The sequence below is a fragment of the Mycobacterium sp. NGS59 genome, from assembly GCF_059812345.1.
Window position 1 is genome coordinate 144,326 of record NZ_JCALCN010000011.1, and the last position, 25,604, is coordinate 169,929.

Consider the following 25,604-nt stretch of genomic DNA (forward strand, 5'->3'; position numbering starts at 1 on the left):
TGCTAGAAATTAAAGCAATGCTAGAATGACGACATGGCAATTCAGGACCGACGGGAACGTGAGCGGGCCGCGCGTCGGCGGCTGATAATCGACACGGCCCGTAAGTTGGCCGAAACCGAAGGGTGGGACGCAGTCACCACACGTCGGCTCGCCACCGAGATCGAGTACAGCCAACCGGTGCTGTACAAGCACTTCGCCGGCATGGAACACGTCGCCGAAGCGGTGGCGATCGAGGGCTTCGGCGAACTCGCGGACGTGTGCGCAGCCGCATCAGCAGCCAGCGCCGCGGGCGATGCCCTGACACGAGTCGTGCGCGCCTACCTGGACTTTGCCCGCGACAACCCGGCCGTTTACGACGCGATGTTCACTCGAACCACCACTTTGCGCTTCGCCGCCGAAAGCACGCCGCCGCAACTGCAGGCGGCGTTCGCCCGGTTGCGAGAAGCGGTCGAGGGGACGGCCGCAGAACACGACACAGACACAGACACAGACACGCTCACCGAAGTTTTCTGGGCGGCGTTGCACGGGCTGGTCACCCTCGGCCGGACCGGACGACTACGTCCCGACCACGACTCGCAACGCGTGCAACTACTCGTCGATCAGTTCAGCGTGGCTCGCACGCACACCGTAATGTAGGGCAGCGCAAGGCCATTGGAGTTGGCTAGTGCCGGATGGGTTCTCAACAGTTCGCGCACCTTGTCCAGCGTCCGGGTGCGCACTTCGGCAGGGGAGTTGATGCAGTAGGTGCGGGACGCGACGAGATCGATAAGTGCTTGCGGGGTAAGGTAATTCGTCCACTCGAGCTGATGGCGCTGCGGCTCGGTGAACGGTGCGGGGAACGTGACGTCGAAGCGGCCGCCGTCGTCGTCGCGGCCGATGATCTCACCGAGTTCGCGCACCCAGCCCAGCCGTTCGTCGCGGGTGTTCCACACCAGGCCCAGCCGGCCTCCCGGTCGCAGCACCCGGGCGACCTCCGGAATCGCGCGGGCCGGATCGACCCAGTGCCACGCCTGCGCGACCAGCACGGCGTCAACGCTGTTGTCCGGCAACGGAATCTCCTCCGCGGTACCGAGCAGCGCGCGGGTCTGCGGCAGCGACGCGGACAGCACTTCCAGCATCTCCGGAACCGGGTCGACGGCGACGACGTCCAGGCCGCGTTCAACCAGTCGGGTGGTCAACTTGCCGGTTCCGGCCCCCAGGTCGAGCACCTCGCGGGCGTCGGACGGCAACAGCCAGTCGATGGCCTCCGGCGGATACGACGGGCGACCACGCTCGTAGGCGGCCGCCGCCGAGCCGAACGACAGGGAGCGGTCACGCCGGGATCGGGTCACCTTTGCGACCCTGCACACGTGCCCGCAGCGAGTTCCAGTGTCTCGCGGATCAATTCGCCGACGGCCTCGGTTTCGACCAGGAACCCGTCGTGCCCGCAGACCGACGGCACCACCCGCACGTCGACGCAGCCTGGCAACAGTTCGGCCAGCTCGTCCTGCAACCGCAGCGGATAGAGCCGGTCGGAGGTGATGCCGCCGACCACCACCGGCACCGGGCAACTGGTCAGCGCCGCATGCACGCCGCCCCGGCCCCGTCCGACGTCGTGGCTGTTGAGCGACTCGGTCAGGATCACGTAGCTGCCGGCGTCGAAGCGGGACAACAGTTTGTCGCCCTGATGCTCCAGGTAGCTCTGCACGGCGTAACGGCCGCCGGCCGACGGGTCCTCGCCGGTCTGGGGGTCGTTGCGGAACCGCACGTCCAGCTCGATCTCGCCGCGGTAGGTCAGGTGCGCGAACCGGCGCGCGACCCGCAGCCCGTCCTCGGGTGCGCGGCCGGTGTCGTAATAGTCGCCGCCCTGCCAGTTCGGGTCGGCCTTGATGGCCGCGATCTGAGTGGTCTGGGTGCCGATCTGGTCACCGGTGGCGCGCGCACCCACCGCCAGCAGCAGCCCGGCTCGCACCCGGTCGGGGTGACCGACGATCCACTCCAACGCTCGCGCGCCGCCCATGGATCCGCCAACGACGGCGGCCACCTGAGTTATTCCCAGTGCTTCCAGCGCGGCGATGTCGGCCTGCACCTGGTCGCGCACCGTGACCAGCGGGAACCGGGAGCCGTACGGCTGGCCGTCGCGGGCCAGCGAACTCGGGCCGGTGGAACCCCGGCAACCACCCAGCACGTTGGTGGCCACCGCGCACCAGCGGTCGGTGTCGATGGGTGCGCCGGGCCCGGCCACCCCGTCCCACCAGCCGGGCGTCGGATGCCCGGGTCCGGCGGGTCCGATGACATGCGAATCGCCGGTGAGCGCGTGCAGCACCATCACCACGTTGTCCCGTGCCGGCGACAACTCGCCCCAGCGCTGCACCGCGATGTGCACGTCGGGCAGGACCGCGCCGCTCTCCAGCGTCAGCGACCCGATGTCGACGACACCGATCTCGCCTTCGGCGGGCAACGTCTGAGTTGGCACGTCAGAGATCGTCATGTTCTACGCGGTCCTCAGAAGGCAGCCACGGCCTGCGGGTCGCTGCCGTTGGCCGCGTATACCCCGGCCGCCGCGAATCCAAGCTCCAGGTCGGCCAGGATGTCGTCGATGCCTTCGAGGCCGACGGCCAAGCGCACCAGTCCCGGCGTGACCCCGGTGGCCAGTTGCTCGGCCGCACTGAGTTGGGCGTGCGTGGTGGACGCGGGATGGATCACCAGCGAGCGCACGTCGCCGATGTTGGCGACGTGGCTGTGCAGCTGCAGCGCGTCGACGAACGCCTTCCCGGCCTCGACCCCGCCGGCCAGCTCGAAGGCCAGTACGGCCCCGGTTCCCTTGGGCGCCAGCTTCTTTGCCAGCTCGTGCCACGGCGAACTGGGCAGCCCGGCGTAGTTGACCGACAGGACGTCGTCGCGGCCTTCCAGGTATTCGGCGACCCGCTGGGCGTTGGCGACGTGGCGCTCCACCCGCAGGCTCAGCGTCTCCAGGCCTTGGGCGACCAGGAACGCGTTGAACGGCGAGGCCGCCGAGCCGAGGTCGCGCAGCAACTGCACGCGCGCCTTGAGCGCGAACGCGGGAGGTCCCAGCTCGGCGAACACGACACCGTGGTAGCTGGGGTCGGGCGTGGTGAAGCCGGGAAAGCGGCCCTGCGTCCAATCGAAGGTGCCGCCGTCGACGATCACCCCGGCGATCGCCGAACCGTGCCCGCCGAGGTACTTGGTGGCCGAGTGCACCACGATGTCGGCGCCCTGAGACAGCGGCTGGATCAGATAGGGGGTGGCGATGGTGTTGTCCACGATCAGCGGCACCCCGTTGCGGTGCGCGACCTCGGAAACCCCAGGGGTGTCCAGGATGTCGATCTGCGGGTTGGAGATGGTCTCGGCGAAGAACGCCTTGGTGTCGTCCCGCACCGCGGCCTGCCAGGACTCCAGGTCGTCGGGGTCCTCGACGAAGCTGACCTCGATGCCCAGCTTGGCCAGCGAATAGTGGAACAGGTTGTAGGTTCCGCCGTAGAGCCGGGGGCTGGACACGATGTGATCGCCGGCGCCAGCCAGGTTCAGGATGGCGAACGTCTCGGCGGCCTGCCCCGAGGACAGGAACAGCGCGGCCACCCCGCCCTCGAGTGCGGCGATGCGCTGCTCGACCACGTCGGTGGTCGGGTTGCCGATGCGGGTGTAGATGTTGCCCGGCTCGGCCAGACCGAACAGCGCGGCGGCGTGCGCGACGTTGTCGAACGTGTAGGAGGTGGTCTGGTAGATCGGCAGCGCCCGGGCATTGGTGGCCGGGTCCGGCTGCTGGCCGGCGTGGATCTGCTTGGTTTCGAACGACCAGCCCGCAGTCGGATCGGTTTCGGTGGTGCCGTCAGTGCTCACGAAATGTTCCCCTGTCTGGCTCAGGGGCCCGTCATGGCGGACCCGCGCTTGCCGCGTAGCCGGTAGTGGCTACTCAACCTGGTCATCACCCGGGGCACCCCACCGCGGTTGGAGGGTTGCCGGCCAGCGAGCCGGGGCTTGACGCTGGCGCTCATGACCGACCCGCAGCCTATCGCATGGCGGGTGTCAGCTGCCAATTGCGCGCTGACGGTGGCCGGTTAGCTCGCGCCGGGCTCGACCGCGCGAGTGTCCTGCACGCACTCATCGAGGAAATCGAGGATGACCTCGGTGACCCGGCCGGGTGCCTCGAACATCGGCACATGGCCGACGCCTTCGAGTTTGGTGAATTGATGGTCGTCAGGCAGGTGGTGGCGGAAGTGCTTGCTGAACCTCGGCGATGGCACGATGCGGTCCTTGGTGCAGATCACCAGATGCGCCGGGACGGAGTTCTCGGCCAGTTCCTGGAGGCCGGGCATCAGCAGCGCCTTGACCAGCAACTGGAAATAGGCCGGGCAGTGCGCGACGTCGTCGATGATGACGCTCAACTCCCGTTCGCTGACCCCGTCAGGAGTCGCGCTGATGGCGTAGGTGGACAGCTGGCGGCTGAACGGAATGTGCAAGGCCTTGGGCCCCAGGAGCCAAGCGACGAGCAACAGCGGAATACCGAGGATGAATTTGGCGATCACCTCGAATTTGGCTGGGCTCCAACGGGTCCAACCGCCGGCCGGCGCGATGCCCATCACGCTGCGGGCACGACCCCGGCGCTCCAACTCGAACGCGACCCAGCCGCCCAGCGAATTGCCGACGATGTGCGCGGTGTCCCAGCCGAGTTCGTCCATCTGCTTCTCGACGTGATCGGCCAAGACATGCGAAGACAGGAAGTAGGTGCCCGCGCGCGGGCCCCCGTTGTGACCGGCCATCGTCGGGGCGAAAACCTCGTAGCGGCCGGTGTCGGCCAACTGCCGGGCGACGACCTCCCACACGGTCTGGGACATCAAAAACGGGTGCAACAGCAGCACCGGCTCACCCGAACCCAGGTGGATCGGCTCGCGGGTGGCCTCTGCTTCGGACGCACCTTTGAGGAAGCTTGGCATGAATTCGACAGTAAATGCGGTACCGGGGGTATCGCAAGGCGGCCCGGTCGGGGGCGCGGCGGCGCGTGGGCCTAGAGGACAGTGATCGCTACCGATATGCCGAGCTGATCAGTGGCGCTGGCCAGGCGGCTGTCGACGGTGACCACGGCGGCGGAGTGTTCGGCGGCTACGGCGATATAGAGGCCGTCGTAGATCGATACGTTATGCCGCCAGGCCCAGGCGGTCCGCAGTAGCAGTGGATCCGGAAGCACGTACTCGATGGCAAGTGCGGCGACGGCGTCGGCGGCGGCCTCGGCGTCTTCAGGTTCCAATTGGTTGCGCGATACGGCCTTGTGCAGGGTGCGTAGCACCTCGCCCGGCATGTGGGCCGGCGCGAGCCAACCGTCGTCGCTGTTCAGGACTGCGCGTGCCGCGTCGCCTTTGGGGCTGCTGCTCGTAAGCGCCAACACCAGCGCGCTTGCGTCCACCACGATCACCGGCGGAAGCTCACCCGTCGCGGTCGGCGCGGATGACGGTCGCCACTTCCTCGGCCGTCATGGTGAGGCTGCGATGACCAACCAATGCCTCCAAGAGTTGCCGGTTGCGCCCCGCCTGGTACTCCCGTTCCAACAGCGATCGCAGATACGCCTGGGTGGACTGGCCGCGCGCCGCGGCGCGGGCCGCCAGCGCGTCGCGGATTTCCTCGGGGACATCTTTGATCTGAATTGCGACGGCCACGGTCACAAACTATCACATGCGCATGGCATGCACATGCGCAGCAGTCCGAGGCCGGCAGCGCGGGTTGTCGACGCCTGACCGTCAGCTGCTGAAATATGCCCGTGAAAAGATCGACGGCATCATGAGCACCCCTACCGCAACGCGCCGAATCTTCTCCGGCGTCCAGCCCACCTCCGACTCGCTGCACCTCGGCAACGCTTTGGGCGCGGTCGCGCAATGGGTGGCGTTGCAGGACGAGCACGACGCGTTCTTCTGCGTGGTGGACCTGCACGCGATCACCATCCCGCAGGACCCCGCCGCGCTGCGCCGCCGCACGCTGATCACCGCCGCGCAGTATCTGGCGCTGGGCATCGACCCCGCGCGGGCCACCATCTTCGTGCAGAGTCACGTGCCCGCGCACAGCCAGTTGGCCTGGGTTCTGGGCTGTTTCACCGGGTTCGGTCAGGCGTCGCGGATGACGCAGTTCAAGGACAAGTCGGCCAAGCAGGGTGCGGAGTCCACCACCGTCGGCCTGTTCACCTACCCCGTCCTGCAGGCCGCCGACGTCTTGGCCTACGACACCGATCTGGTGCCGGTCGGGGAGGACCAGCGTCAGCACCTGGAACTGGCGCGCGACGTCGCGCAACGCTTCAACAGCCGTTTCCCGGATACCTTCGTGGTGCCCGACGTCCTCATCCCGAAGGTCACCGCCAAGATCTACGACCTGCAGGACCCCACGTCGAAGATGAGCAAGTCGGCGTCCACCGACGCCGGCCTGATCAGCCTGCTCGACGACCCGGCCAGATCCGCCAAGAAGATTCGTTCCGCGGTGACCGACAGCGAACGAGAGATCCGCTACGACGTCCAGGCCAAGCCGGGCGTGTCCAACCTGCTCAGCATCCAGTCCGCAGTCACCGGCGTGAGCATCGACGCGCTCGTCGACGGCTACGCCGGGCGCGGCTACGGCGACCTGAAGAAGGACACCGCCGAAGCCGTCGTCGAATACGTCAGCCCGATCAAGGCGCGGGTCGACGAACTCACGGAAGATCTGGGCGAACTGGAAGCGACGCTGGCGGCGGGGGCGCAGCGCGCCAACGACGTCGCCGGCAAAACCGTGCAACGCGTCTACGATCGGTTGGGTTTCCTTCCGCAACGGGCATAATCCAGACATGGCAGCGGAGGCCGAACGGGTCGAGCCGGGCTTGCTGGATCGGCTGCGAGCCAGGGTTCCTTGGCTGCCCCACGTGCTCGAGGCTTATCAGCGCTTCAGCAAGCAGAAAGGCTCCTTCTTCGCGGCGGGCCTCACCTATTACACGATCTTTGCGTTATTTCCTTTGCTGATGGTCGCTTTCGCGGTGGCCGGCTATGCGTTGAAGCGCCAACCGCAGCTGCTGACCACGATCAACTACAACATTCGGTCCGCGGTGTCGGGCGAACTGGGACAGCAACTGATCGATCTGATCAATTCCGCGATCGACGCGCGCGCCTCGGTGGGCGTGATCGGTTTGCTCACTGCAGTGTGGGCCGGTCTGGGTTGGATGTGGCACCTGCGCGAAGCGTTGAGCGAGATGTGGTTACAGCCGGTCGATCCGGCGGGCTACGTGCGCACCAAGCTGTCGGATCTGATCGCCATGCTCGGGACGTTCCTGGTCATCACGGTCACCATCGCGCTGAGCGCACTGGGACAGTCCGGACCTATGAACGCGGTGCTGAGATTGCTTCGCATACCCGACTTCTCGATTTTCGACGAAATCTTCCGCGGCGTCTCGGTATTGGTGTCGCTGCTGGTGTCGTGGCTGCTGTTCACCTGGATGATCGCCCGGCTGCCGCGGTTGCCGGGCAGCTTCGTCACCTCGATGCGCGCCGGATTGATGGCAGCCGTCGGATTCGAGTTGTTCAAGCAGCTGGGATCGATCTACCTGCAGACCGTGGTGCGCAGCCCGGCAGGCGCCACGTTTGGTCCGGTGCTGGGATTGATGGTGTTCGCGTTCGTCACCTGGTCGCTGCTGCTGTTCGCCACCGCCTGGGCCGCGACCGCCTCCGACGACGAGCGTGAAACGCATGTGGAGCCGCCACCTCCGGCGGTGATCAGCCCACGCATCCAGGTCAACGACGGCCTCAGCGGCCGCCAGACCGCGGCCGCGATGGCCGCGGGAGCCGTTGGAGCACTGACGCTTTCCCGGCTGACGCGCCGGCGTCGCGACCGCTAGCCGGTCAACTTCAGCCCGACGATGCAGCCGACGACCCCGGCGATCAACAACAGCTTGACCGGGGAGGCCGATTCGTCACCCGTCGCCATGGCGTAGCCCACAGTGAGTACCGCCCCGATGCCGACCCACACCGCGTAGCTGGTTCCGGTAGGCAGGCTGCGCATCGCGAACGCCAGCCCGGCCATCGAGAACAGCAGTGCCACACCGAAAACGAGCGACGGACCGAGTCGGGTGAAGCCCTCGGACTTGTTCAGCGCGGTCGCCCACACCGCCTCGAGAATTCCAGACACGGTCAACACGAACCACGCCATCATGCACCTCCGCTTGTCGGCTGCCAGCACCCGTCGACCATCACCGCACTCACCCTCGACTCCTGATCCAGTACAACGAGATTCGCGCTGAGGCCCACCCGGATGGCCCCTACCCCGGCCAGGCGCAGCGCACGCGCCGGGGTTGTCGACGTCGTCTGCACCGCGGCGGCCAATCCCGAGCCGGCCTGCACCGCGCGGAAGAGTTCATCCATGGTGGCGGTGCTGCCGGCGATGGTGTCGGTGCCGCGCACCCGCGCCACGCCCGCGGCGACGACGACGGGAACCGAACCCAGCCGGAATTCGCCGTCGCCGCAGCCGGCCGCGGCGGTCGCATCAGTGATGACGGCGACCCGCTCGGGACCGACTGTGGCCATCACCGCCGTGACGACGTCGGGATGCACATGCACTCCGTCGGCGATCAGTTCGACGGTGACCCGGTTGTCCTGCAGCAGGGCGAGCACCGGTCCGGGGTCGCGGTGATCCAGCGGCGGCATCGCGTTGAACACGTGGGTGCCGATGGTGGCGCCCAGCGCGACAGCACGCCGCGTCTGTTCGTAGGTGGCGTCGGTATGCCCCACGGCTACAACGACATTCGCGTCGACAAAACGCCGGATGGCGTGCTCGGCGCCGGGCAGTTCGGGAGCCAGCGTGACCATCCGGATGGTGCCGTCGGCCGCGTCGAGAACCGCCTCTATCTCGGCGGGATCCGGCGGGCGGATCAGGGTGTGGTCGTGGGCGCCGCAACGGGCAACACTCAGCCACGGGCCCTCCAGATGGATGCCGGCGACGACGCCCGAGCGCGTCAGTTCGGCGAGTCCGCTTACCGCAGTGAGCAACTGCGCGGGTGGCAGGGTGACCAGACTGGCCACGGTGGTGGTGGTCCCGTGCCGGCGGTGAAACTCCACCACCCGGTGGGCGCCGTCGGTGAAGGACGCCCCACCGCCGCCGTGCACGTGCATGTCGACAAAGCCCGGTACCACAACCGAATTCGGCAGGTCGACGTCGGGCGCCGAGGGCGGGTCACCCGCGCCGCAGGCGACGATCGCGGCGCCGTCCGTCTGCACCCAGCCCGGTCGGCACACCTGGCCGTCGACGACGACGGTCCCGGCGCGGATCATCATGACGACTCGGCGGGCCAGCGTCCGCCGTTCTCCCAGAAGTACCGGATGTCCTCCAGGTCACGGCCTTTGGTCTCCGGCGCGAACCGGTGCACCACGCCGAACGCGAGCACCGCGAACAGCCCGAAGATCGCGAAGACGGTTGCACCGCCCAGCGTTTCAAAGATGGTCAGGGAATAGCCGGCGATCAGCGCATTGGCGGTCAGGTTCGAGGTCAGCATCACGCTGGACCCCATCGATCGCAGGTGAGACGGGAAACTCTCGCCGGCGAACACCCAGACCAGCGAGCCGAACCCGAAGTTGAACCCGATGGTGAACAACAGTATCCCGAAGAAGCCGAATATCGGTGCGAGGCCACCGCCATGCCCGATGTCCCTGGCGTAGACGACGACCAGCACCGCGTCGGCGACGATCATCATCGCGATCCCGGACAACAGGATTGGTCGTCGGCCCAGCCGGTCGACGAGGGACAGCGACACGCATACCGCCGCCAATCCCGCGACCTGCACCATCGCCGGCAGTGCCAGTTGCCCGAAATAGTCGGTGAATCCCATGGCCTGGAACAGTTTCGGGCTGTAGTAGACGATCGCGTTGATCCCGGTGATCTGCACCAGGAAACCGAGCGTGACGACGAACAGCGTGGCCCGCAGATACGGCCGGCGCAGCATCTCGCCGATGGTGCCCCGGCCCTCCTGGACGGCGCCCGCGATCTGCGCCAGTTCGGTCTCGACGGCGTCGTCAGGTTCGATCCGCGCGAGCGCGCTGCGAGCTTCGTCGACGCGGCCCTTGCGCAGATACCACCGCGCGGTGTCGGGCATGCGCAGCAGCAACGGCAGCAGCAGCACCGGGGGCACGGTGGCCAGACCCAGCATCCAACGCCAGCTCTGGGTGGTCTCGGCCAGCAGGTACCCGAGCAGATAACCCAGGATGATGCCGGTGAGGGTGGCGAACTGGTAGGCGATCAACAATCTGCCGCGCACCGCGGCGGGCGCCGACTCGGCCACGTACACCGGCACGACCACGAGCGACACCCCGATAGTGACCCCCAGCAGGAACCGCGCCACCAACAGCGTCGGCAGCGAACCCGCCGTCGCCCCCAGCAGCGCGAACAGCGCGTACCCGATGAGGATCGCCACCATCGACTTCTTGCGGCCGAACGCGTCGGCCAGCACGCCGCCGCCCAGCGCCCCGGCTATCTGGCCGATCACCACCATGGTGGTGACCAGTCCCTGCTGCCCGGTGGTGAGGCCGAATTCCGTGGGCAGGAACAACAGGACGCCGGCGATGCTGGACAGGTCGTAGCCGTAGATGACTCCGATGCTGGCGGCGGTGAGCCCGACCAGCAACGCCCGCCGTCGAGCGCTCAGCCCTTGACCTTTGCTTTGAGGATCTCGATGACCTTGGCCGGGTCCTCGGGGGTGACGCAGGAGCGCACCCGGCGGCCGACGTCGAGGATCAGCAGGGTGGACTTGCGGTTCCGGTGGATGTCGAGGGGGAACCAGTAGCGCGGGTCTGACGCGCCCCAGATCCGGCCCTTGCCCGATGCCCAGCTCATCGCTTGGGCCTTGATGCCCTGGATGTCGCCATACCCGATCCGCTTGGCCGTAGCGAACGGAAAGTAGTAGCGATTGATGGTGATTCCGTCCTCGTCCAGCGTGAGGCCGGGATCCTCGTACAGGGCAGTCATCACGCAGAGTCTAGTGCTGCGTCCGGCTGTTCATCGACCGTGCGATCAGGATCAACCCGAACACGACGACGGCGCCGATGAACGCCACGCCGACCCGGATCGGCAACGCGTCGGCCGGCGACATCAGCCCGTCGGCCTGGTTGTTGTCGGGGGCCCGGCTGGCCGGATTGTTGGTGGGGGTGGCAAGCGACGGGTCGGGTTCGACCAACGACCCCACCTGGGTGCCCGCCGGCGTGCTGAACCCGTAATCGAGCAGGTGCGCGGCCTGTTCCCACGGCGCGATCGGCTGCCGGGTGCCGTGCAGCAGAATCGCCATCAGCCGTCGTCCGTTGCGGTTGGCCGCGCCGACGAACGTCTGGCCGGCGTCGTCGGTGTAGCCGGTCTTGCCGCCCATCGCGCCCGGATAGTGGTAGAGCAGCTGGTTGTCGTTCTCCAGTTCGTAGCCGGGATGGTCGCCGTGGCCGGGGAAGTCGAAGGTCCGGGTGGCGACGATGTCGGCGAAGATCGGATTGCGGTAGGCGTACCGGTAAAACAGGCCCATGTCGTAGGCCGAGGTGCTCATGCCCGGCCCGTCCAGCCCCGACGGCGTGGCGACGCGGGTGTCGTGCCCGCCCAGCTTGGCCGCCAGCACATTGAGCTTGTCCAGCGCGGCCTGCATGCCGCCGAGCTGCATGGCCAGCGCGTGCGCGGCGTCGTTGCCCGAGTGCATCAGCAGGCCGTGCAGCAGCTGGTTGATGGTGTAGGTGCCGCCGTTGTCGACGCCCACCTTGGTGCCCTCGGCGGCCGCGTCTTCGTCGGTTCCGGCGACCGTCTTGTTCTGGTTGAACGCGTTGATGGACGCCATCGCGACCAGCACCTTGATGATGCTGGCCGGGCGGTGGCGGCCGTGCGGATCCTTGGCGGCGATGACCGCGCCGCTGTCGATGTCGGCGACCAGCCAGGCCTCGGCGGAGACGTCGCCCGGTACCGGCGGGGTGTCCGGGGCGGCGACGATGCCGCAACTTCCCAGGGCATTGCCGCCGATCGGGGTGGCGGGAAGCGCGAGCGGCAGCGGGGGATCACCGGCCCGCGGCACCTCCGAGGAGTCGACCGCGGGTGGGGTGTTGATCTTGTACGGGCAGTTCGGCGCACCGGGGTTCACCTCGGCGCTGGGCTCGGCATTCGCCAGCGCGCCGGACCCGGCGAGCAGGAAAGCCGCCGCGGCCAGGCTCGATGCTGCGCGTATCGAGGTCCGTAGGAAGGGCATTGGTGAGCAGCGTAGGCGATCGGCGCCCCGATCGCAGGTCGCCGCGCGGTGTCGGTTTCCCCGCACCTGCCCGGTCAGAAGTCGAACCCGTAGCCCCCGCGTAGGTCTTTGTGCGCGGCCGCCAGGATGCGGTCGCACAGGTCCACCAGGTCGCCGAGGTCGAGATCGGAATCCCTGCCCAACATGTCGAGGAACACCGTCTCCTGCTTCCTGAGCTCGGACCATTTCAGTTCGCCCTCGTAGTACACGGTCGCGTCCTCCGCGGGCGCGGGACAGGCCGTGGATTGGGCCAACTGTCGCTTGCAGGCATCCAGCTGGGTCAGTGAGTAGCCGTGTTCGCGGAACTGACGGTCCCACTCGTCGAGTAGCAGACTCACCAGCTCGCGCACCGGCGGCGCGGCGTAGACCATCAGTTCGGCCACTCCGTCGTCCAGACCCAACCGCATCCGGAAGTCATACAGCTCCCGGATGGCCTCGGCGCGCCGCTGGCTGGCGACCTCCTCGGCGGTCCCGCGTCCCTCGTATTGGGCCGCGCGTTTGACGTACATGATCGCCGAGATCAGCGACTTGAGCACGGCCTTCTTGTCATCGGCCGCCCGTTTCTCGAAGTCGAGCACACGTTCGTGCCGGCGGTCTGCCGCCTTGTTCCTGGCGTCGATGCGCTTGGTCCAGATCGCGACGGTGGCGCTCGAAATCACGGACGCGAGAGGGACGAGAGCATTTGCTATCACCGTCATCCAATTCATCTGTCGACCCTAAACTCGCGGCTCCGGGTAGCGCACGCAAACGCGGGTAGCGCGTACCCGGCTATTTGACAGTGTCAGTATCTATATGACACTGTCGGTAGTGATGGTTCTGCTGACCTTGCCCGAATTCGCCGACGCGGCCGCCAACGCCGTGCAGGCCTCCGGCGCCGCGCCGGAAAACCGGCAAGCCAAGGCCGTCCCGGCTCAGCGCATGGTGCGCTACTACACCGCGCGGGGCCTGCTGCCTCGTCCGGGAAACCGCGGACGCGCCCTCACTTACGGACGAACGCACCTGATCAGACTGGTCGCCATCAAGCGGTTGCAGGGTCAGGGCCTGTCGCTGGACGAGATCGCCGAGCGCCTGGCCGACATGTCGCCCGCCGAGGTCGAGGCACTGGCCGCCATTCCCGAGGAAGCGATGCCAGCCGACCTGGGCGATCCGGATCCCGTGCCCCAGCCCGCCCGCGCCGCGGGCGCGTTCTGGCGCGCTGTCCCCGAGCCGCCGGCCGCTGCGGCCGTCACCAACCTGCAAGCTGTCCGGCTGTCCGACACTGTCACGTTGCTGGTCGAGGGACCGCTACCGCCGATCGACTCGCTGCGCCGCGCTGCCGCGCCGCTGCTGGGCCTGCTCGACAACACCGGAAAGGAACCGCAATGACTCTGCCCCTACTCCCTGTCGAGGCCGACCAGCCAACCCGGTTGGGCTGCGGCGAGTTGACCGGCCCGGACGGCCGTTCGCTGCCGCTGCGGGCCATCGACGTCGACACCGCGATCGTCGGCATGACGGCCACCTCGACCGTTCGGCAGCGGTTCGTCAACGCCGGTGACACCGTCATCGAGGCCACCTATGTGTTCCCGCTGCCGGCGCGGGCCGGAGTCACCGACTTCGTGGCCGACCTGGCCGGGCGGCGGGTGATCGGCGTGCTCAAGGAGCGCGGCGAGGCCCGCGTCGACTACGAGCAGGCGCTGGCAACCGGGCAGCGGGCGGCGATCGTGGAGGAAGACCGCCCGGAGGTTTTCTCGGTGCGGGTCGGCAACATCGGCCCGGGGGAGGAAGCCGCGATCGAGATGCGGCTGACGGGTCCGCTGTCGTTCGAGGACGGCGAGGCCACGTTCCGGTTCCCGCTGGTGGTCGCGCCGCGCTACACCAAGGGCAGCGCCTTGCCCGGGGATCAGACCGGATCGGGCGAGGCCGTCGACACCGATCTGGTGCCCGACGCGTCCCGGGTCACACCGCCGCGCCTGCTGGACTCGGAAGAGCGTCCGGACCTGCAGATCTCGGTGCGCGTCGACGGCGCAGGCCTGGCGGTGTCGGAGTTGCGGTCGAGCCTGCCGACCGCCGTCGCGGAGAGCGACGGATTGATCCGGTTACGGGTGGAGCCGGGCGCGCGGGCCGACCGGGACTTCGTGCTGCGGTTCAAGCTCGACCGCAACCAGTTGTCGTCGTCGGCACTGCTGGTCCCGGACGCCGACGGGGACGAAGGCACCTGGTCGGTGACGTTGGTGCCACCCGCCGAGGCGTCCAGTGCGCCGCGGGACGTGGTGGTGCTGCTGGACCGCTCGGGTTCGATGGGCGGTTGGAAGATGGTCGCAGCACGGCGCGCGGCGGGCCGGATCGTGGACATGCTCGACACCGGCGACCGGTTCTGCGTCCTGGCTTTCGACAACCAGGTTGAAACACCCGCGCAGCTGCCGGAAGGTCTGGTGGCTGCGACCGACCGCAACCGGTTCGCCGCGGCGTCATGGCTGGGCTCGCTGGAAAGCCGCGGCGGGACGGTAATGGACGAACCGCTGTTGCAGGCGGCGCACATCCTGGCCGCGTCCGGAGCGGACCGGCAGGCCAGCGTGGTCCTGGTGACCGACGGCCAGATCAGCGGCGAGGACCATCTGCTGCGCACGTTGGCGCCGGCGGTCGGGGAGACCCGCATCTACTGCGTGGGCATCGACCGCGCCGTCAACGCCGGCTTCCTGGACCGGGTCGCGCGGTTGGGCAACGGCCGCTCGGAGCTGGTGGAATCCGAGGAGCGACTGGACGAGGTGATGACACGGCTGGCCCGCACCATAGGTCGTCCGGCGCTGACCGACGTGCGGGTGAGCGCCGAAGGTGTGCAGCTTCTCGATGATACCGTCACACCGGGCCGGGCGCCCGATGCTTTCGCCGGCGTGCCGTGCGTGATATCCGGGCGGTACCGGGGCCCGCTGTCCCGCGCCGCGATGCGCGTCGACGCCGACGCCGGCGACGGGCCGTTCGTCCAGGTGCTGCCAGCGCGGGTGGTGCCGGAAGCCGTTGCGGTGCAGACTATTTGGGCCCGCTCGGTGGTACGCGACCTGGAAGACGAGTACGCGTCGGATGCCGGTGACGACGAGCTGGCCGCGAGGTTGGTGGCGCACTCCATCCGGTTCGGCGTGCTCTCACGGTTCACCGCCTTCGTGGCTGTCGACCCGGAACGCACCGACGCCGCGCCGCTGACCGAGGTCATCCAGCCGGTCGAGGAGCCGTCGGGGTGGGCGCGCACCATGGGTTTCGCGCCGGTCGCACTCAGCGCGATGCCCGCACCCGCGTTGTACACCGGGGCGGCACCCGGCGGCGCGCCGGAGGGCGCTATGTCCGCGCAAGAAAGGCTCGCGCCGCCGCGAGCGCTGGACAAGCTGCTCAAGCAGGTGGAGAAGGGTGCCCAGGTGCGCCGCTCGGGCCTGGACGTGGTGCTGGCCGAGCTGGAGCGGCATCGCGACGCCGCCGCCGATCCCGAATTGCGTGCGGCGCTGGAGGATCTGTGCGACGCGCTGCAGCGGTTCCTGGCGCAGCCGACCGGGCCGCAGGGCCGGCAGCTGATGGTGATGGTCGAGGCGGTGCGGCGGGCGATGGGTCCGCCGAGCAAGCGGCGCTTCTGGCGCTGACGGTTGCCGAGCGCGCTCAAAATGCCGGCCTGTGCCGACGTTTCGCGTACATTTGGGCGCGCTCGACGGCCGGGGCGGGGCGCGTCAGATCTCGATCTCGCTGAGCACGCCGCGCAGGATGGACTCGATGGCGTCGAACTCGGCCTGACCGCTGATCAGCGGCGGCGCCAACTGGATCACCGAGTCGCCGCGTTCGTCGGTGCGGCAGTACAACCCGGCCTCGAACAGCGCCGACCCGACCCGCCCGAGCAGCTTGGTGCGTTCCTCGTCGCTGAACCTCTCTTTGGTCGCCTGGTCCTTGACCAACTCGACGCCGAAGAAGAAGCCTTCGCCGCGCACGTCCCCGACGATCGGCAGGTCATAAAGCTTCTCCAGGGTGGCGCGCAGCGCGGGGGACTGCTGCTTGACATGGTCGTTGAGACCCTCGCGCTCGAAGATGTCGAGGTTGGCCAGCGCGACGGCCGCCGAGACCGGATGGCCGCCGAAGGTGTAGCCGTGCCGGAAGGTCGTCTTGCCGTCGTTGAACGGCTCGAACACCTTGTCGCTGGCGATCATTGCGCCCAGCGCCGAATAGCCCGACGTCATGCCCTTGGCGCAGGTGATCATGTCCGGCACGTAGCCGAAGTCATCACAGGCGAACATCGACCCGATCCGCCCGAACGCGCAGATCACCTCGTCGGAGACCAGCAGCACGTCGTACTCGTCGCAGATCTCGCGGACCCGCTCGAAATAACCGGGCGGCGGCGGGTAGGAGCCGCCGGCGTTCTGCACCGGTTCCAGGAAGACCGCGGCGACGGTGTCGGGTCCTTCGAACTCGATCGCCTCGGCGATCCGGTCGGCCGCCCACCGGCCGAACGCCTTGACGTCGGTGTCGAACGGTTCCGACGCGCGGTAGAAGTTGGTGTTGGGCACCCGGAACCCGCCCGGCGCCAACGGCTCGAAGGCTTCCTTGTACTTGGGCAGACCGGTGATCGACAACGCGCCCTGGGTGGTGCCGTGGTAGGCGATGGCGCGCGAGATGACCTTGTACTTGTTGGGTTTGCCGGTGAGCTTGAAGTATTGTTTGGCGGCCTTCCAGGCGGTTTCGACGGCCTCGGTGCCGCCGTTGGTGAAGAACACCCGGTTCAGGTCGCCGGGCGCATAGCCGGCGAGCCGCTCGGCGAGTTCGATCGCCGGCGGGGTGGTGTTGCCCCAAAGCGGGAAGAACGCGAGTTTCTCGGCTTGCCGGGCGGCGGCCTCGGCCAGTTCGGTACGGCCGTAGCCGACCTGGACCACGAACAGACCGGACAGCGCGTCGAGGTAGCTCTTGCCGCGGTCGTCGTAGATGGTGACACCCTCGCCGCGGGTGATGACCGGCGGCGCTATTCCGTTGCCGTGCTGGGCGAAATGGAGCCAGAGGTTATTCGACATCGTGATTCGAGCCTAGACCGCGCGGGTTGGGGATTCCCGATCCGCCCACAGTGGCCGATACTGGCAATTCTATGAGCGATCAATCACGCGATATGGCGGTCGCGGGGGATGCGTCGGCGGAAGACGGCACAGCGTTCGGCCGCTATCGGCTGATCGAGTTGCTGGGCCGCGGCGGCATGGGCGAGGTGTGGCGCGCCTTCGACACCGCGACCGAGCGCCGGGTCGCGGTGAAGGTGCTGCCCGAGGACCTGTCCCACGACGCGAAGTTCCAGGAGCGCTTCCGCCGCGAAGCCCTCGCCGCCGCGAGCCTCAACAGCCCGCACGTCATCCCGATCCACAACCACGGCGAAATCGACGGCCGGCTGTATGTGGACATGCGCCTGGTCGAGGGGCGTGATCTGGAAACCGTCCTGGCGGACGGGCCGCTCGACCCCGGGCGCGCCGTGCGGATCGTCGAACAGGTGGCGCGGGCGCTGCAGGCCGCGCACAAGATCGGCTTGGTGCACCGCGACGTCAAACCGTCGAACATCTTGATCGCCGAGGACGACTTCGCATACCTGATCGACTTCGGGATCGCGCGCGCCACCGGCGAGGTCGGCCTGACCGGCACCAACGCCTTCATCGGCTCGTGGCACTACATGGCGCCGGAGCGGTTCAGCGGCAATGAAGCCGACGCGCGCGTGGACGTGTATGCGCTGGCCTGTGTGCTGTATGAATGCCTGACCGGTCAGCGGCTCTATCCGGGGGAAAGCCTGGAACGGCAGTACTTCGGGCACGTCTCCACCCCGCCGCCGAAGCCGTCGTCCGTCAATCCGAGCGTGCCGTCCAGTTTCGACCGGGTGACCGCCAAAGGGTTGGCTAAGGACCCCGCTCAGCGCTACGCCAGCACGGTCGAATTCGCCCGCGCCGCAAGCGAAGCCAGCACCGATCCGATACCCCGCCCGGCGCTGCCGGTCCCGCCCGTCCAACCGCCGCCCGCCCCCCGTCCGCAGCAGGCGTGGCGACCGCCGCCCGTCCCGCAGCACCGGCCGGCACCCCCGCCGGTCCCGCAGCACCGGCCGGCACCCCCGCCGGACCGGGTCACCCAGCAGCGACCCCCGCCGGCGACGAGTCCCCCGCAACTCCGCGAGCCGGTCCGCCGCCCCGCGGCTCCCAGCGCGCCGATCCCAGCGTCGGTGGCCCGCGAGATCCTCTCACTCGAGATCCTGCTGGGCGCGGTGTCCTTGTTCTTCCTCTGCTTCTTCACCGCCTATGCCGTGCACGACGGCGGCACCGACCTCGTCCTGGTCGTGGTGTTGTGGTGGGCAGGCACGATCGCCGTGCTGTTGGATGTGGTCCGCCGGATACGACGGCAGCGGCGCAACCGCGGCGGCTAGCGGCGATAGGCTCGGACGATGACCTCGACGCAGGTCGACGACTTCGAAGCGCTGCGACCGCATCTGATGTCGGTGGCCTACCGGCTCACCGGAACGGTGGCCGACGCGGAGGACATTGTGCAGGACGCGTGGCTGCGCTGGAGCGCCCAGGACGGCCGGATCAACAATCTGCAGGCCTGGCTCACCACCGTGGTGAGCCGGCTGGGCCTGGACAGGTTGCGCTCGGCCACGCACCGGCGCGAGACCTACACCGGCACCTGGCTGCCCGAGCCGGTGGTCACCGGATTCGATTCGGCCGATCCGCTGTCGGCCGTGGTGTCCGCCGAGGATGCGCGCTTCGCGGCGATGGTGGTGCTGGAACGGCTCAGCCCCGATCAGCGGGTGGCGTTCGTCCTGCACGACGGGTTCTCGGTGCCGTTCGGCGAGGTGGCCGACGTGCTGGGCATCAATGAGGCCGCCGCGCGGCAGTTGGCGTCCCGGGCCCGCAAGGCTGTCGCCGCCGCACCGCCGCCGCAGCCGGATCCCGCGCACGCCGAAGTGGTCGGTCGACTGATGGCGGCGATGGCCGCCGGCGACCTGGACACCGTCGTGTCGCTGCTGCACCCCGACGTCACCTTGACCGGGGACTCGAATGGCAAGGCGTCCACGGCAATTCGAACCATCCGCGGCGCCGACAAGGTCGTCCGGTTCATGCTCGGGCTGGCCAACCGGTACGGCGACTCGTTCTACACCGCCAATCACCTTGTCCTGGTCAACGGCGAACTCGGTTCCTACACAACGGGTTTCCCGGCTGCCGACGGGCGGCGCGAGATGGCGCCGCGGATCACCGCGATGACGGTGCGCGACGGCAAGGTCGTCGCGCTCTGGGATGTCGCGAATCCCGACAAGTTCACCGGGTCGCCGATGCGGGCGTCGCGGTAACGGCTCGGGGCTACTGCAGGACAATCCCCGTGGCGGGGCCCAGCGTGATCTGCTGCCCGCCGGGCGGCTGGTAGGGGCCGTTGGGTCCGTAGATGCCGTACAGCGGGTTGAGCGGACCGAATCCGGCGTACATGTCGTTGATCCAGCCGGTGGAGAGGGTGTGCACGGCCGCGGTGGCCCCAGGCGGGGAGAACCCGGTGAGTAGCTGGGCGGCGAAGTCGATAAGCGGGTTGCCGCCGAGCATCGCGTCGACGTGCGAGCCGCCGACGATCTCGACCCCGGTGAACTGGTTCGGCGGCGTGAGGCTGACCAGCTGACTTGTGGTGGCGCCGAACGCATTCCACGGTTGGGGCGGCGCGACCACCGCATACAGCGGCACACCGGCCGCCTGCAGGGTGTTGACCGCGGCGCCGAACGCGGCGGCGTTGCTGGCGACCCCGTCGAACATCACCACCCCCTGCAAATGGTTGGTGCCCGCGCCCAGACTGGTCAGGTAACTATTGGCCGCCATCGTGGCCAGACCGCCGCCCGCCGAGTGCCCGGTCAGCACGAAGTCCTGGGGCAGGGTGCCGGCGTAACCCGCATGATGCGCGGCGGCGTTCAGTGCGGGCTGGCCGCCCAAAAACAGCGAACCCACCCCCTGCTGCATCTCCGGACTGCTCAGCCACAGGCCGAAAGGCAACGGCACCGACGGGATGGTGGGGGTGACCACGACACTGTTGGTCTGCGACGCCAGCTCCAAAGCCAACGGCTGATAGAACCAGCCGATCGCGGCGAAGCCGTGCTGCAGATAGGTGGTGCCCTGCGCGGCGACCACGCCGTCGGCCAGCGTCGGGAAGTACCACAACGCGGGTGCCGGGAACTCGTAACCGTAGGGAATGCCGAGGAATGAACCCGTCACGGGCAGGCGCAGGAACGAGAACCCGACCCGGACCCCGGACACCCCGCCGGTCCCCGCCAGCGACACCGTCGTGGGGAACGGGTTGCCCAGGCCGACCGCGTTGGTGGCGAAGTTCAGCACCGCACCGACCGTCGCGGCGTCGCGGACGAACATCTGCTGCAGCGGCGCGAAGAGACTTTGGGCACTCGCCGCCTCGGCGCTCGCGTATGCGGCCGCCGCCTCGCTCAACGACCGCGCAAACTGGGCTTGCAGGTGCGTCGTCTGCACACTCAGCGCCTGGAACTCCTGGCCGAAGCCGCCGAAAAGCCGTGCGATGGCTGCCGACACCTCGTCGCCCGCCGCCGCCAGGATCCCCGTCGTCGGCGGCGCTGCCGCGGCGGCGGCTTCGGCCAGCAGCTCCCCGATCCCGGCCAGTTCTCCAGATGCCGCGGCCACCGCCTGCGGCGCTGCGATCAGGTACGACGGCATCACCGCATGCTAGCCAGCCGAACCCGACTTGGTACCCGAATCGGCCCACGGCACCCGGCACGCGTCGCCCGAGCTGAAGCCCTGTTCGGTGATGCCGAGCGCCGAGTACATGCGGGCGCGCATGTTCTCGATACCGACCTGGTAGGTCAGCTCGATCACCCCTGCGTCACCGAAGCGGGCACGCAGGTCCTCGACCTGGTCGTCGGTCACCGAATGCGGGTCGGTGGTCATGGCGTCGGCGAAGGCGATCCCGGCACGTTCGTCGTCGCTGAACGCCGGTGACGTCGCATAGTTGTCGATGTCGCGGAGCCGCTCGACGTCCAGACCGTCCAGCCGCTGCAGCATGGACCCGAAGTCCACACACCACGAGCAGCCGATGGTGCGCGCGGTCCAGAACACCGCCAACTCCCGCACGCTGGTCGGCAGCGTGCGCGACGCGCTCTGCAGCAGCGTCTCGTGCACGGCGTTGGCGACCAGCAGCCGCGGGTGATGTGCGGCGACGGTGAACGGCTCGGGAACCTCGCCGAAGCGCCGCTTGGCGACCCGGTACATGGTGCGGACCAGCAGGCCGGCGCGGTGGGGGGACAGGGGCTCGATGCGGGTTTTCGATGTCATACCGATCAGACGAAGCAGGCCGGCGGAGTGTGACGGGATATTCCAAGAATCCGCCAAGGATCCTTTAAGTGCGGCAGCGGAGCCTTGCCCGGTGGAACAAAGCACATCGTCTTACTGGGACATCGTCGAAGCCTCCTTGCTCAGCGATCTGGAAGAGCTGGCGCACACCGAGGTGCTGATCTCCGAGACCCGCTTGGACCAGTCCGGCATCCGAGCCGCCGTGGACGCGGTCTTCGACGCCAACCCGACGCTGGGCGCCGTCTTCGAGCCGATGGACGAGAGCTGGCTGGCCCGCCCGGGTGGCGGCTGGAGCTGGGCGGTCGAACCGCCGGACACCACCGTGGCCCAGGTCATCGCCCGGCAACGCGCCGGCTACGACAAGCGCACCGGCCGGCTGTTCGCGGTGTCGCTGATCCCCGGTGACCGCGAGCGCCTGGTGCTCACTGCCAGCCGGCTGTGCGTGGACGACGCACTCTGGCGCAGCGTGGTCGACGCCCTGGTGACGGCGTACGACGGCGCCGGCCTGGCACCCGACGTCACCTACCGGACTAAAAGTCGCGCCGGACGCTCATGGGCGTGGTGGCGGGCAGATCGCCGCCCCCAATCACCGCTCGCGCTAGTGGCGTCAATGCTGTGAACAGCGCCTGCAGCTCGTCGTCGGCCAGACCGTCGAACGCGTGCAAAGCCAGTGTGTCGGTGACGGTTTCGATCTGGTCCTTGAACTGACGTCCGGCCGTCGTCAACGAACCGTCCTCGTCGAGCAGGCCCCGGGCGGCCAGGCTGGCCTCGCAGGCGCGCCATTCGTCGTCGTCGTAGTGGCGTGTCTGCTTCATGTACTCGGCCGGCACGGGTCCGGCCGCGGTGTGCAAGACGTTGGATTCCCGCCCGGAGATGCCGGCGGCGGCCAGCACCGCCACGTGCCCGTCGCCGCGGTGCTCACGCAGCAACGTCGCCGCATGCCATAGCGCGGCCACCGGATCCGACGGCACCGGCAGCGCCACATTGGCCGCGAACAGCGGCCGGGCATCCACCGGGGTGGTCTGCGCCGCGCGAAGAGCCAATTGTGCTGCGGTGCGGACGTTTTCGTCGTCGTCCAGACCGGACCGGCGCAGGGCTGCGACGGCCGAGTCCTGGCGGGCGCGCAACGCGGCTTCGGGACCGGCCAGCTGCCAGGCGGCCGGCAGGGCTTTGGCCACCCGTGCGTGCGCGAAGTTGTAGAACACTGCGGTCACGACATGCGGGGCGACCGGGCCCAGCGGCGCCGACCGGGCCGCAAAGTAACCCATCCAGAAGCCGCGGTAACCGAGGCCGTCCAGCGCTTCGCGGGCTTCCGGCGCGAAGTAGGTGACCGCGTGGATCGGCTCGAAACGGTCGTAGAACTGCCGGGCCAGCTCGGGGGTGCGTTGCATGCCTGCAGTTTCGCAGAGCTGGCGGCCCCGGCGTTGATAGCATCCATCCACGCACGCGGAGGAGGCTGCGCTGGTGGCGGACGGGAAGGCGTTCGGGCGTTACCGATTGCTCGAGGTGCTCCGCCGGGCTGGCACCGGGACCGTGTACCGGGCTCGGGACACGATGATGACGCGCGATGTGGCCATCAAGGTGCTCCCCGAGGAGTCTGCCGACGACCCCGCCTATCAGGAGCAGTTCCGGTCAGAGGTGTCCATCGCGGCCCAGCTGAACAACCCGAACGTCATCCCGGTCTACGAGGCCGGCGAGATCGACGGGCAACTCTATCTGGTGGTGCCGATTCTGGACGGCGTCGATGCGCGGAGTCTGCTCCGGAGCGACGGGGCGATGAGTCCGGCGGCGGCGGTGCGCACCATCGAGCAGGCTGCCGCGGCACTGGAATCCGCACACCGGTCGGGTCTGGTGCACGGCGATGTGAAGCCGTCGAACTTGTACGTCGTCGGCGGGGAATTCGTGTATCTGATCGACTTCGGAGCGGGCGCGATCGGCCTGGACGCGGCGACCGATAGCTGGCCGTACCTGGCCCCGGAGCGCCTGGGCCCCGATGCCGCCACTAGTGCCCCGGGTGACATTTACGCCCTGGCTTGCGTGCTCTACGAGTGTCTGACCGGACAGCAGGCGGTGCGGGGCGACAGCTTCGAGCAGTATGCCGCCGCGCATTCCGACGGCAAGCCACCTCGGCCCTCCGATGCCGACCCGGCGATCCCGATCGGATTCGACGAGATCATTGCGCGCGGCATGGCCAAGAACCCCGCCGACCGCTACCAGAGCGCACACGAGTTCGCTTGTGCCGCAAGGGAAGCACTCACACCCGCGGGAGGTGCCGCGGCGGTCTCGGCAGATGAACGCGAGTTCGGCCGCTATCGACTACTCGAAGTCCTCGGCGCGGGCGGCATGGGCGCGGTGTACCGGGCCCGCGACACCGAACTGAACCGGGATGTCGCCGTCAAGCTGCTGCAGCCGGGACTGGCCGTCGAACCCGGCTATCAGGAGCGCTTCCGCCGGGAGGCCTACACCGCCGGCCGATTGGCCAGTCCCAACATCATCCCGATCTACGAGGCCGGCGAAATCGACGGCCGGCTGTATCTGGTGATGCCGATCATCGACGGTGTCGACGTGCACACCGTGTTGTCGCGGGACGGGGCGATGGACCCCGAACGAGCGGTGCGGGTGATCGAACAGGTCGCGTCCGCCTTGGAAGCGGCGCACAAAGCGGGGTTGGTACACCGCGACGTCAAACCGTCGAACTTGTTGATGGTCGGCGAAGAGTTCGTGTATCTGATCGACTTCGGACTCGTCCACGAAGCCTCTGCCGCTCGCCTGACGGTCACCAACATTGCGCCGGGAACTCCTGCCTACATGGCTCCGGAGCGCTTCGCCGCGGGGTCGATCGCCGATGCCCGCGCCGACGTGTACTCGCTGGCCTGCGTCCTCTACGAGTGCCTGACGGCGCAATTGCCTTTTGCCGGCGACAGTCTCGAGCAGCTCGTCGTCGCGCACCTGTCCAACGACCCGCCGAGACCGAGCAATTTCGCCCCCGCCATCCCCGCCGGGTTCGACGAGGTGATCGCGCGCGGCATGGCCAAGGACCCGGACGCCCGCTACCAGACGGCCAACGAGCTGGCAGTTGCCGCCCGCAAGGCCCTCACCGACACCGGACCCGCGACGCCGGTCAGCTCCGGTGAACCCCTACTGGACGAGACGGTGCTGGCGCCCGCCCCACGACGCAATCGTCGCCGTGCCGTCGCCGTCGCCGCGGCCGTGGCCACCCTCGTCGTCGTCGCGGTTGCCGCAATCCTGTTGATCGACAACCCTTTTCGTGCCGCGGATCCGCTGACGCAGACCGTGCTGCCGTTCAATGGCCTGGAGCGGCCGCTGGGGATCGCCATCGACGCCAAGGGCACCGTCTACGTCACCGATACCGGCCACAACCGCGTTCTGCAGCTCGCCGCGGGCTCGACAGAACAGACCGTCGCGCCGTTCTCCGGTCTGGACCAACCCGCCGATATCACCGCGGATGACCAAGGTGCCGTCGTGGTCAGCGAGTTGGTGAACCCCCGCGTGCTGCAGTTGACCGCGGGATCGACCGACCAGACCGTCCTGCCCTTCACCGGACTCGTGGAACCGACGGGCGTGGCGATTTCCACCGACGGGAAAGAGCACGTGGTGTACGTCGTCGACGCTCGGCGCAACAGGGTGCTGGCGTGGAACCCCCGCTCGGCCGAGCAGACGGAGTTGCCCTTCACCGGCCTGAATCATCCCTCGGCGGTGACGATGGACGGCAACGGCACTCTCTTCGTCGTCGATCGGGACAACGAGCGGGTCATCAAATTTCCCGCGACGGCGACGGTGGCGACGGTCCTGGCCTACGCGGTCGGTCGTCCGGAGTACATCGCCGTCGACGCCGACAACGACTTGTACGTGACCGACACCCGGCACAACAGCGTGCTGAAGCTGCTCAAGGCGTCGAACACCATGATCACGTTGCCGTTCAAGGGGCTTCGCAATCCCCAGGGTGTCGCCGTCGACGCGGCCGGGAACGTCTACGTCGTCGACGCCGGCAACAACCGGGTGCTCAAGCTGCCCCCTTCGTAGGCCGA

24 protein-coding genes, 1 pseudogene and 1 riboswitch are annotated in these 25,604 nt (G+C 68.3%); of the genes and pseudogenes, 9 read left to right on the forward strand and 16 right to left on the reverse strand.

The window, feature by feature from the left end; translation table 11 throughout:
• Positions 1 to 33: 33 nt before the first annotated feature.
• Positions 34 to 636 carry a TetR/AcrR family transcriptional regulator gene (locus AC5Y46_RS14790; protein WP_499941621.1) on the forward strand — a complete coding sequence of 201 codons (603 nt, stop codon included), beginning with the start codon at positions 34 to 36 and terminating at the stop codon, positions 634 to 636.
• Here AC5Y46_RS14790 and AC5Y46_RS14795 read toward each other — a convergent pair.
• The 6 genes from AC5Y46_RS14795 to AC5Y46_RS14820 all read right to left on the reverse strand — a co-directional run bounded on the left by AC5Y46_RS14795 (position 600) and on the right by AC5Y46_RS14820 (position 5,651).
• A complete protein-coding gene (locus AC5Y46_RS14795; RefSeq protein ID WP_499941623.1) occupies positions 600 to 1,331 on the reverse strand; it encodes a class I SAM-dependent methyltransferase in 732 nt (243 codons plus the stop codon). The two genes, AC5Y46_RS14790 and AC5Y46_RS14795, sit on opposite strands and share 37 nt — an antisense overlap.
• On the reverse strand, positions 1,328 to 2,470 hold the full coding sequence (metX, locus tag AC5Y46_RS14800) for a homoserine O-acetyltransferase MetX (protein ID WP_499941625.1): 1,143 nt from the start codon (positions 2,468 to 2,470) through the stop codon (positions 1,328 to 1,330). Before metX ends, AC5Y46_RS14795 begins: the two co-directional genes overlap by 4 nt.
• Before the next feature lie 14 nt (positions 2,471 to 2,484).
• The gene (locus tag AC5Y46_RS14805) at positions 2,485 to 3,840 is read right to left on the reverse strand and encodes a bifunctional o-acetylhomoserine/o-acetylserine sulfhydrylase (protein WP_499941627.1); all 1,356 of its coding nucleotides are present in this window, start codon (positions 3,838 to 3,840) and stop codon (positions 2,485 to 2,487) included.
• Between the two features lie 39 nt (positions 3,841 to 3,879).
• A riboswitch (SAM riboswitch) is annotated at positions 3,880 to 3,999 on the reverse strand.
• A gap of 59 nt (positions 4,000 to 4,058) precedes the next feature.
• Positions 4,059 to 4,856 (reverse strand): epoxide hydrolase EphH, encoded by a 798-nt coding sequence (ephH, locus tag AC5Y46_RS14810; RefSeq protein ID WP_499941888.1) that lies wholly within the window; start codon positions 4,854 to 4,856, stop codon positions 4,059 to 4,061.
• A gap of 149 nt (positions 4,857 to 5,005) precedes the next feature.
• Positions 5,006 to 5,410 (reverse strand): type II toxin-antitoxin system VapC family toxin, encoded by a 405-nt coding sequence (locus AC5Y46_RS14815; protein WP_499941629.1) that lies wholly within the window; start codon positions 5,408 to 5,410, stop codon positions 5,006 to 5,008.
• 10 nt (positions 5,411 to 5,420) lie between these two features.
• The gene (locus tag AC5Y46_RS14820) at positions 5,421 to 5,651 is read right to left on the reverse strand and encodes a FitA-like ribbon-helix-helix domain-containing protein (RefSeq protein ID WP_499941631.1); all 231 of its coding nucleotides are present in this window, start codon (positions 5,649 to 5,651) and stop codon (positions 5,421 to 5,423) included.
• 121 nt (positions 5,652 to 5,772) lie between these two features.
• On the opposite strand from AC5Y46_RS14820, the gene trpS reads away from it, so the two are divergent.
• Positions 5,773 to 6,792, forward strand: a complete 1,020-nt coding sequence (trpS, locus tag AC5Y46_RS14825; protein ID WP_499941633.1) for a tryptophan--tRNA ligase — start codon at positions 5,773 to 5,775, stop codon at positions 6,790 to 6,792.
• A 7-nt stretch (positions 6,793 to 6,799) separates the two neighbouring features.
• Positions 6,800 to 7,840, forward strand: coding sequence for an inner membrane protein YhjD (yhjD, locus tag AC5Y46_RS14830; RefSeq protein ID WP_499941635.1), 1,041 nt, complete (start codon positions 6,800 to 6,802; stop codon positions 7,838 to 7,840).
• On the opposite strand, the gene AC5Y46_RS14835 is transcribed toward yhjD, so the two are convergent.
• The 6 genes from AC5Y46_RS14835 to AC5Y46_RS14860 all read right to left on the reverse strand — a co-directional run bounded on the left by AC5Y46_RS14835 (position 7,837) and on the right by AC5Y46_RS14860 (position 12,900).
• Positions 7,837 to 8,151, reverse strand: coding sequence for a DMT family transporter (locus AC5Y46_RS14835; protein ID WP_499941637.1), 315 nt, complete (start codon positions 8,149 to 8,151; stop codon positions 7,837 to 7,839). The genes yhjD and AC5Y46_RS14835 overlap by 4 nt on opposite strands.
• Positions 8,151 to 9,269: an N-acetylglucosamine-6-phosphate deacetylase gene (gene nagA, locus AC5Y46_RS14840; protein ID WP_499941889.1), complete on the reverse strand. Its 1,119-nt coding sequence runs from the start codon at positions 9,267 to 9,269 to the stop codon at positions 8,151 to 8,153. The genes AC5Y46_RS14835 and nagA overlap by 1 nt, the downstream gene beginning before the upstream one ends.
• Positions 9,269 to 10,636, reverse strand: a complete 1,368-nt coding sequence (locus AC5Y46_RS14845) for a sugar porter family MFS transporter (RefSeq protein WP_499941891.1) — start codon at positions 10,634 to 10,636, stop codon at positions 9,269 to 9,271. The genes nagA and AC5Y46_RS14845 overlap by 1 nt, the downstream gene beginning before the upstream one ends.
• Complete coding sequence (locus AC5Y46_RS14850; protein ID WP_499941639.1) at positions 10,633 to 10,956, reverse strand: hypothetical protein; 324 nt, start codon at positions 10,954 to 10,956, stop codon at positions 10,633 to 10,635. Before AC5Y46_RS14850 ends, AC5Y46_RS14845 begins: the two co-directional genes overlap by 4 nt.
• 10 nt (positions 10,957 to 10,966) lie before the next feature.
• Positions 10,967 to 12,202 (reverse strand): D-alanyl-D-alanine carboxypeptidase DacB1, encoded by a 1,236-nt coding sequence (dacB1, locus tag AC5Y46_RS14855; RefSeq protein ID WP_499941640.1) that lies wholly within the window; start codon positions 12,200 to 12,202, stop codon positions 10,967 to 10,969.
• Between the two features lie 74 nt (positions 12,203 to 12,276).
• Positions 12,277 to 12,900 carry a hypothetical protein gene (locus tag AC5Y46_RS14860; RefSeq protein ID WP_499941642.1) on the reverse strand — a complete coding sequence of 208 codons (624 nt, stop codon included), beginning with the start codon at positions 12,898 to 12,900 and terminating at the stop codon, positions 12,277 to 12,279.
• Between the two features lie 151 nt (positions 12,901 to 13,051).
• On the opposite strand from AC5Y46_RS14860, the gene AC5Y46_RS14865 reads away from it, so the two are divergent.
• Both AC5Y46_RS14865 and AC5Y46_RS14870 read left to right on the forward strand, forming a co-directional pair.
• Positions 13,052 to 13,606 (forward strand): MerR family transcriptional regulator, encoded by a 555-nt coding sequence (locus AC5Y46_RS14865; protein WP_499941892.1) that lies wholly within the window; start codon positions 13,052 to 13,054, stop codon positions 13,604 to 13,606.
• Positions 13,603 to 15,846, forward strand: coding sequence for a VIT domain-containing protein (locus tag AC5Y46_RS14870; protein ID WP_499941644.1), 2,244 nt, complete (start codon positions 13,603 to 13,605; stop codon positions 15,844 to 15,846). The genes AC5Y46_RS14865 and AC5Y46_RS14870 overlap by 4 nt, the downstream gene beginning before the upstream one ends.
• Positions 15,847 to 15,930: 84 nt before the next feature.
• Here AC5Y46_RS14870 and AC5Y46_RS14875 read toward each other — a convergent pair whose 3' ends face one another.
• Complete coding sequence (locus AC5Y46_RS14875; RefSeq protein WP_499941646.1) at positions 15,931 to 17,256, reverse strand: aspartate aminotransferase family protein; 1,326 nt, start codon at positions 17,254 to 17,256, stop codon at positions 15,931 to 15,933.
• Positions 17,257 to 17,327: 71 nt separating this feature from the next.
• Between AC5Y46_RS14875 and AC5Y46_RS14880 the strand changes: the two genes are divergently transcribed.
• Both AC5Y46_RS14880 and AC5Y46_RS14885 read left to right on the forward strand, forming a co-directional pair.
• Positions 17,328 to 18,632 (forward strand): serine/threonine-protein kinase, encoded by a 1,305-nt coding sequence (locus AC5Y46_RS14880; RefSeq protein WP_499941648.1) that lies wholly within the window; start codon positions 17,328 to 17,330, stop codon positions 18,630 to 18,632.
• Positions 18,633 to 18,650: 18 nt separating this feature from the next.
• Positions 18,651 to 19,553: a sigma-70 family RNA polymerase sigma factor gene (locus AC5Y46_RS14885; RefSeq protein WP_499941650.1), complete on the forward strand. Its 903-nt coding sequence runs from the start codon at positions 18,651 to 18,653 to the stop codon at positions 19,551 to 19,553.
• Positions 19,554 to 19,563: 10 nt separating this feature from the next.
• Here AC5Y46_RS14885 and AC5Y46_RS14890 read toward each other — a convergent pair whose 3' ends face one another.
• Positions 19,564 to 20,922 carry a PE family protein gene (locus AC5Y46_RS14890; RefSeq protein ID WP_499941651.1) on the reverse strand — a complete coding sequence of 453 codons (1,359 nt, stop codon included), beginning with the start codon at positions 20,920 to 20,922 and terminating at the stop codon, positions 19,564 to 19,566.
• A 9-nt stretch (positions 20,923 to 20,931) separates the two neighbouring features.
• Positions 20,932 to 21,549, reverse strand: a pseudogene (locus AC5Y46_RS14895) (carboxymuconolactone decarboxylase family protein); the annotation flags it as partial.
• Between the two features lie 79 nt (positions 21,550 to 21,628).
• On the opposite strand from AC5Y46_RS14895, the gene AC5Y46_RS14900 reads away from it, so the two are divergent.
• Entirely contained in the window at positions 21,629 to 22,174 is a 546-nt protein-coding gene (locus AC5Y46_RS14900) for a condensation domain-containing protein (protein ID WP_499941653.1), read from the forward strand.
• Here the strand turns inward: AC5Y46_RS14900 and AC5Y46_RS14905 are convergent.
• Positions 22,086 to 22,946 carry an SCO6745 family protein gene (locus AC5Y46_RS14905; RefSeq protein ID WP_499941655.1) on the reverse strand — a complete coding sequence of 287 codons (861 nt, stop codon included), beginning with the start codon at positions 22,944 to 22,946 and terminating at the stop codon, positions 22,086 to 22,088. The two genes, AC5Y46_RS14900 and AC5Y46_RS14905, sit on opposite strands and share 89 nt — an antisense overlap.
• Positions 22,947 to 23,019: 73 nt before the next feature.
• Between AC5Y46_RS14905 and AC5Y46_RS14910 the strand changes: the two genes are divergently transcribed.
• Positions 23,020 to 25,599, forward strand: a complete 2,580-nt coding sequence (locus AC5Y46_RS14910) for a serine/threonine-protein kinase PknD (RefSeq protein WP_499941656.1) — start codon at positions 23,020 to 23,022, stop codon at positions 25,597 to 25,599.
• Positions 25,600 to 25,604 lie beyond the last annotated feature (5 nt).

Excerpts from the sequence above, each read along its gene's own strand:
- AC5Y46_RS14790 (WP_499941621.1), top strand. The coding sequence starts at position 34 with ATGGCAATTCAGGACCGACGGGAACGTGAGCGGGCCGCGCGTCGGCGG.
- metX (WP_499941625.1), bottom strand. The coding sequence starts at position 2,470 with ATGACGATCTCTGACGTGCCAACTCAGACGTTGCCCGCCGAAGGCGAG.
- trpS (WP_499941633.1), top strand. The coding sequence starts at position 5,773 with ATGAGCACCCCTACCGCAACGCGCCGAATCTTCTCCGGCGTCCAGCCC.
- yhjD (WP_499941635.1), top strand. The coding sequence starts at position 6,800 with ATGGCAGCGGAGGCCGAACGGGTCGAGCCGGGCTTGCTGGATCGGCTG.
- AC5Y46_RS14835 (WP_499941637.1), bottom strand. The coding sequence starts at position 8,151 with ATGGCGTGGTTCGTGTTGACCGTGTCTGGAATTCTCGAGGCGGTGTGG.
- nagA (WP_499941889.1), bottom strand. The coding sequence starts at position 9,269 with ATGATCCGCGCCGGGACCGTCGTCGTCGACGGCCAGGTGTGCCGACCG.
- AC5Y46_RS14850 (WP_499941639.1), bottom strand. The coding sequence starts at position 10,956 with ATGACTGCCCTGTACGAGGATCCCGGCCTCACGCTGGACGAGGACGGA.
- dacB1 (WP_499941640.1), bottom strand. The coding sequence starts at position 12,202 with ATGCCCTTCCTACGGACCTCGATACGCGCAGCATCGAGCCTGGCCGCG.
- AC5Y46_RS14865 (WP_499941892.1), top strand. The coding sequence starts at position 13,052 with ATGGTTCTGCTGACCTTGCCCGAATTCGCCGACGCGGCCGCCAACGCC.
- AC5Y46_RS14870 (WP_499941644.1), top strand. The coding sequence starts at position 13,603 with ATGACTCTGCCCCTACTCCCTGTCGAGGCCGACCAGCCAACCCGGTTG.
- AC5Y46_RS14875 (WP_499941646.1), bottom strand. The coding sequence starts at position 17,256 with ATGTCGAATAACCTCTGGCTCCATTTCGCCCAGCACGGCAACGGAATA.
- AC5Y46_RS14880 (WP_499941648.1), top strand. The coding sequence starts at position 17,328 with ATGAGCGATCAATCACGCGATATGGCGGTCGCGGGGGATGCGTCGGCG.
- AC5Y46_RS14885 (WP_499941650.1), top strand. The coding sequence starts at position 18,651 with ATGACCTCGACGCAGGTCGACGACTTCGAAGCGCTGCGACCGCATCTG.
- AC5Y46_RS14890 (WP_499941651.1), bottom strand. The coding sequence starts at position 20,922 with ATGCCGTCGTACCTGATCGCAGCGCCGCAGGCGGTGGCCGCGGCATCT.
- AC5Y46_RS14905 (WP_499941655.1), bottom strand. The coding sequence starts at position 22,946 with ATGCAACGCACCCCCGAGCTGGCCCGGCAGTTCTACGACCGTTTCGAG.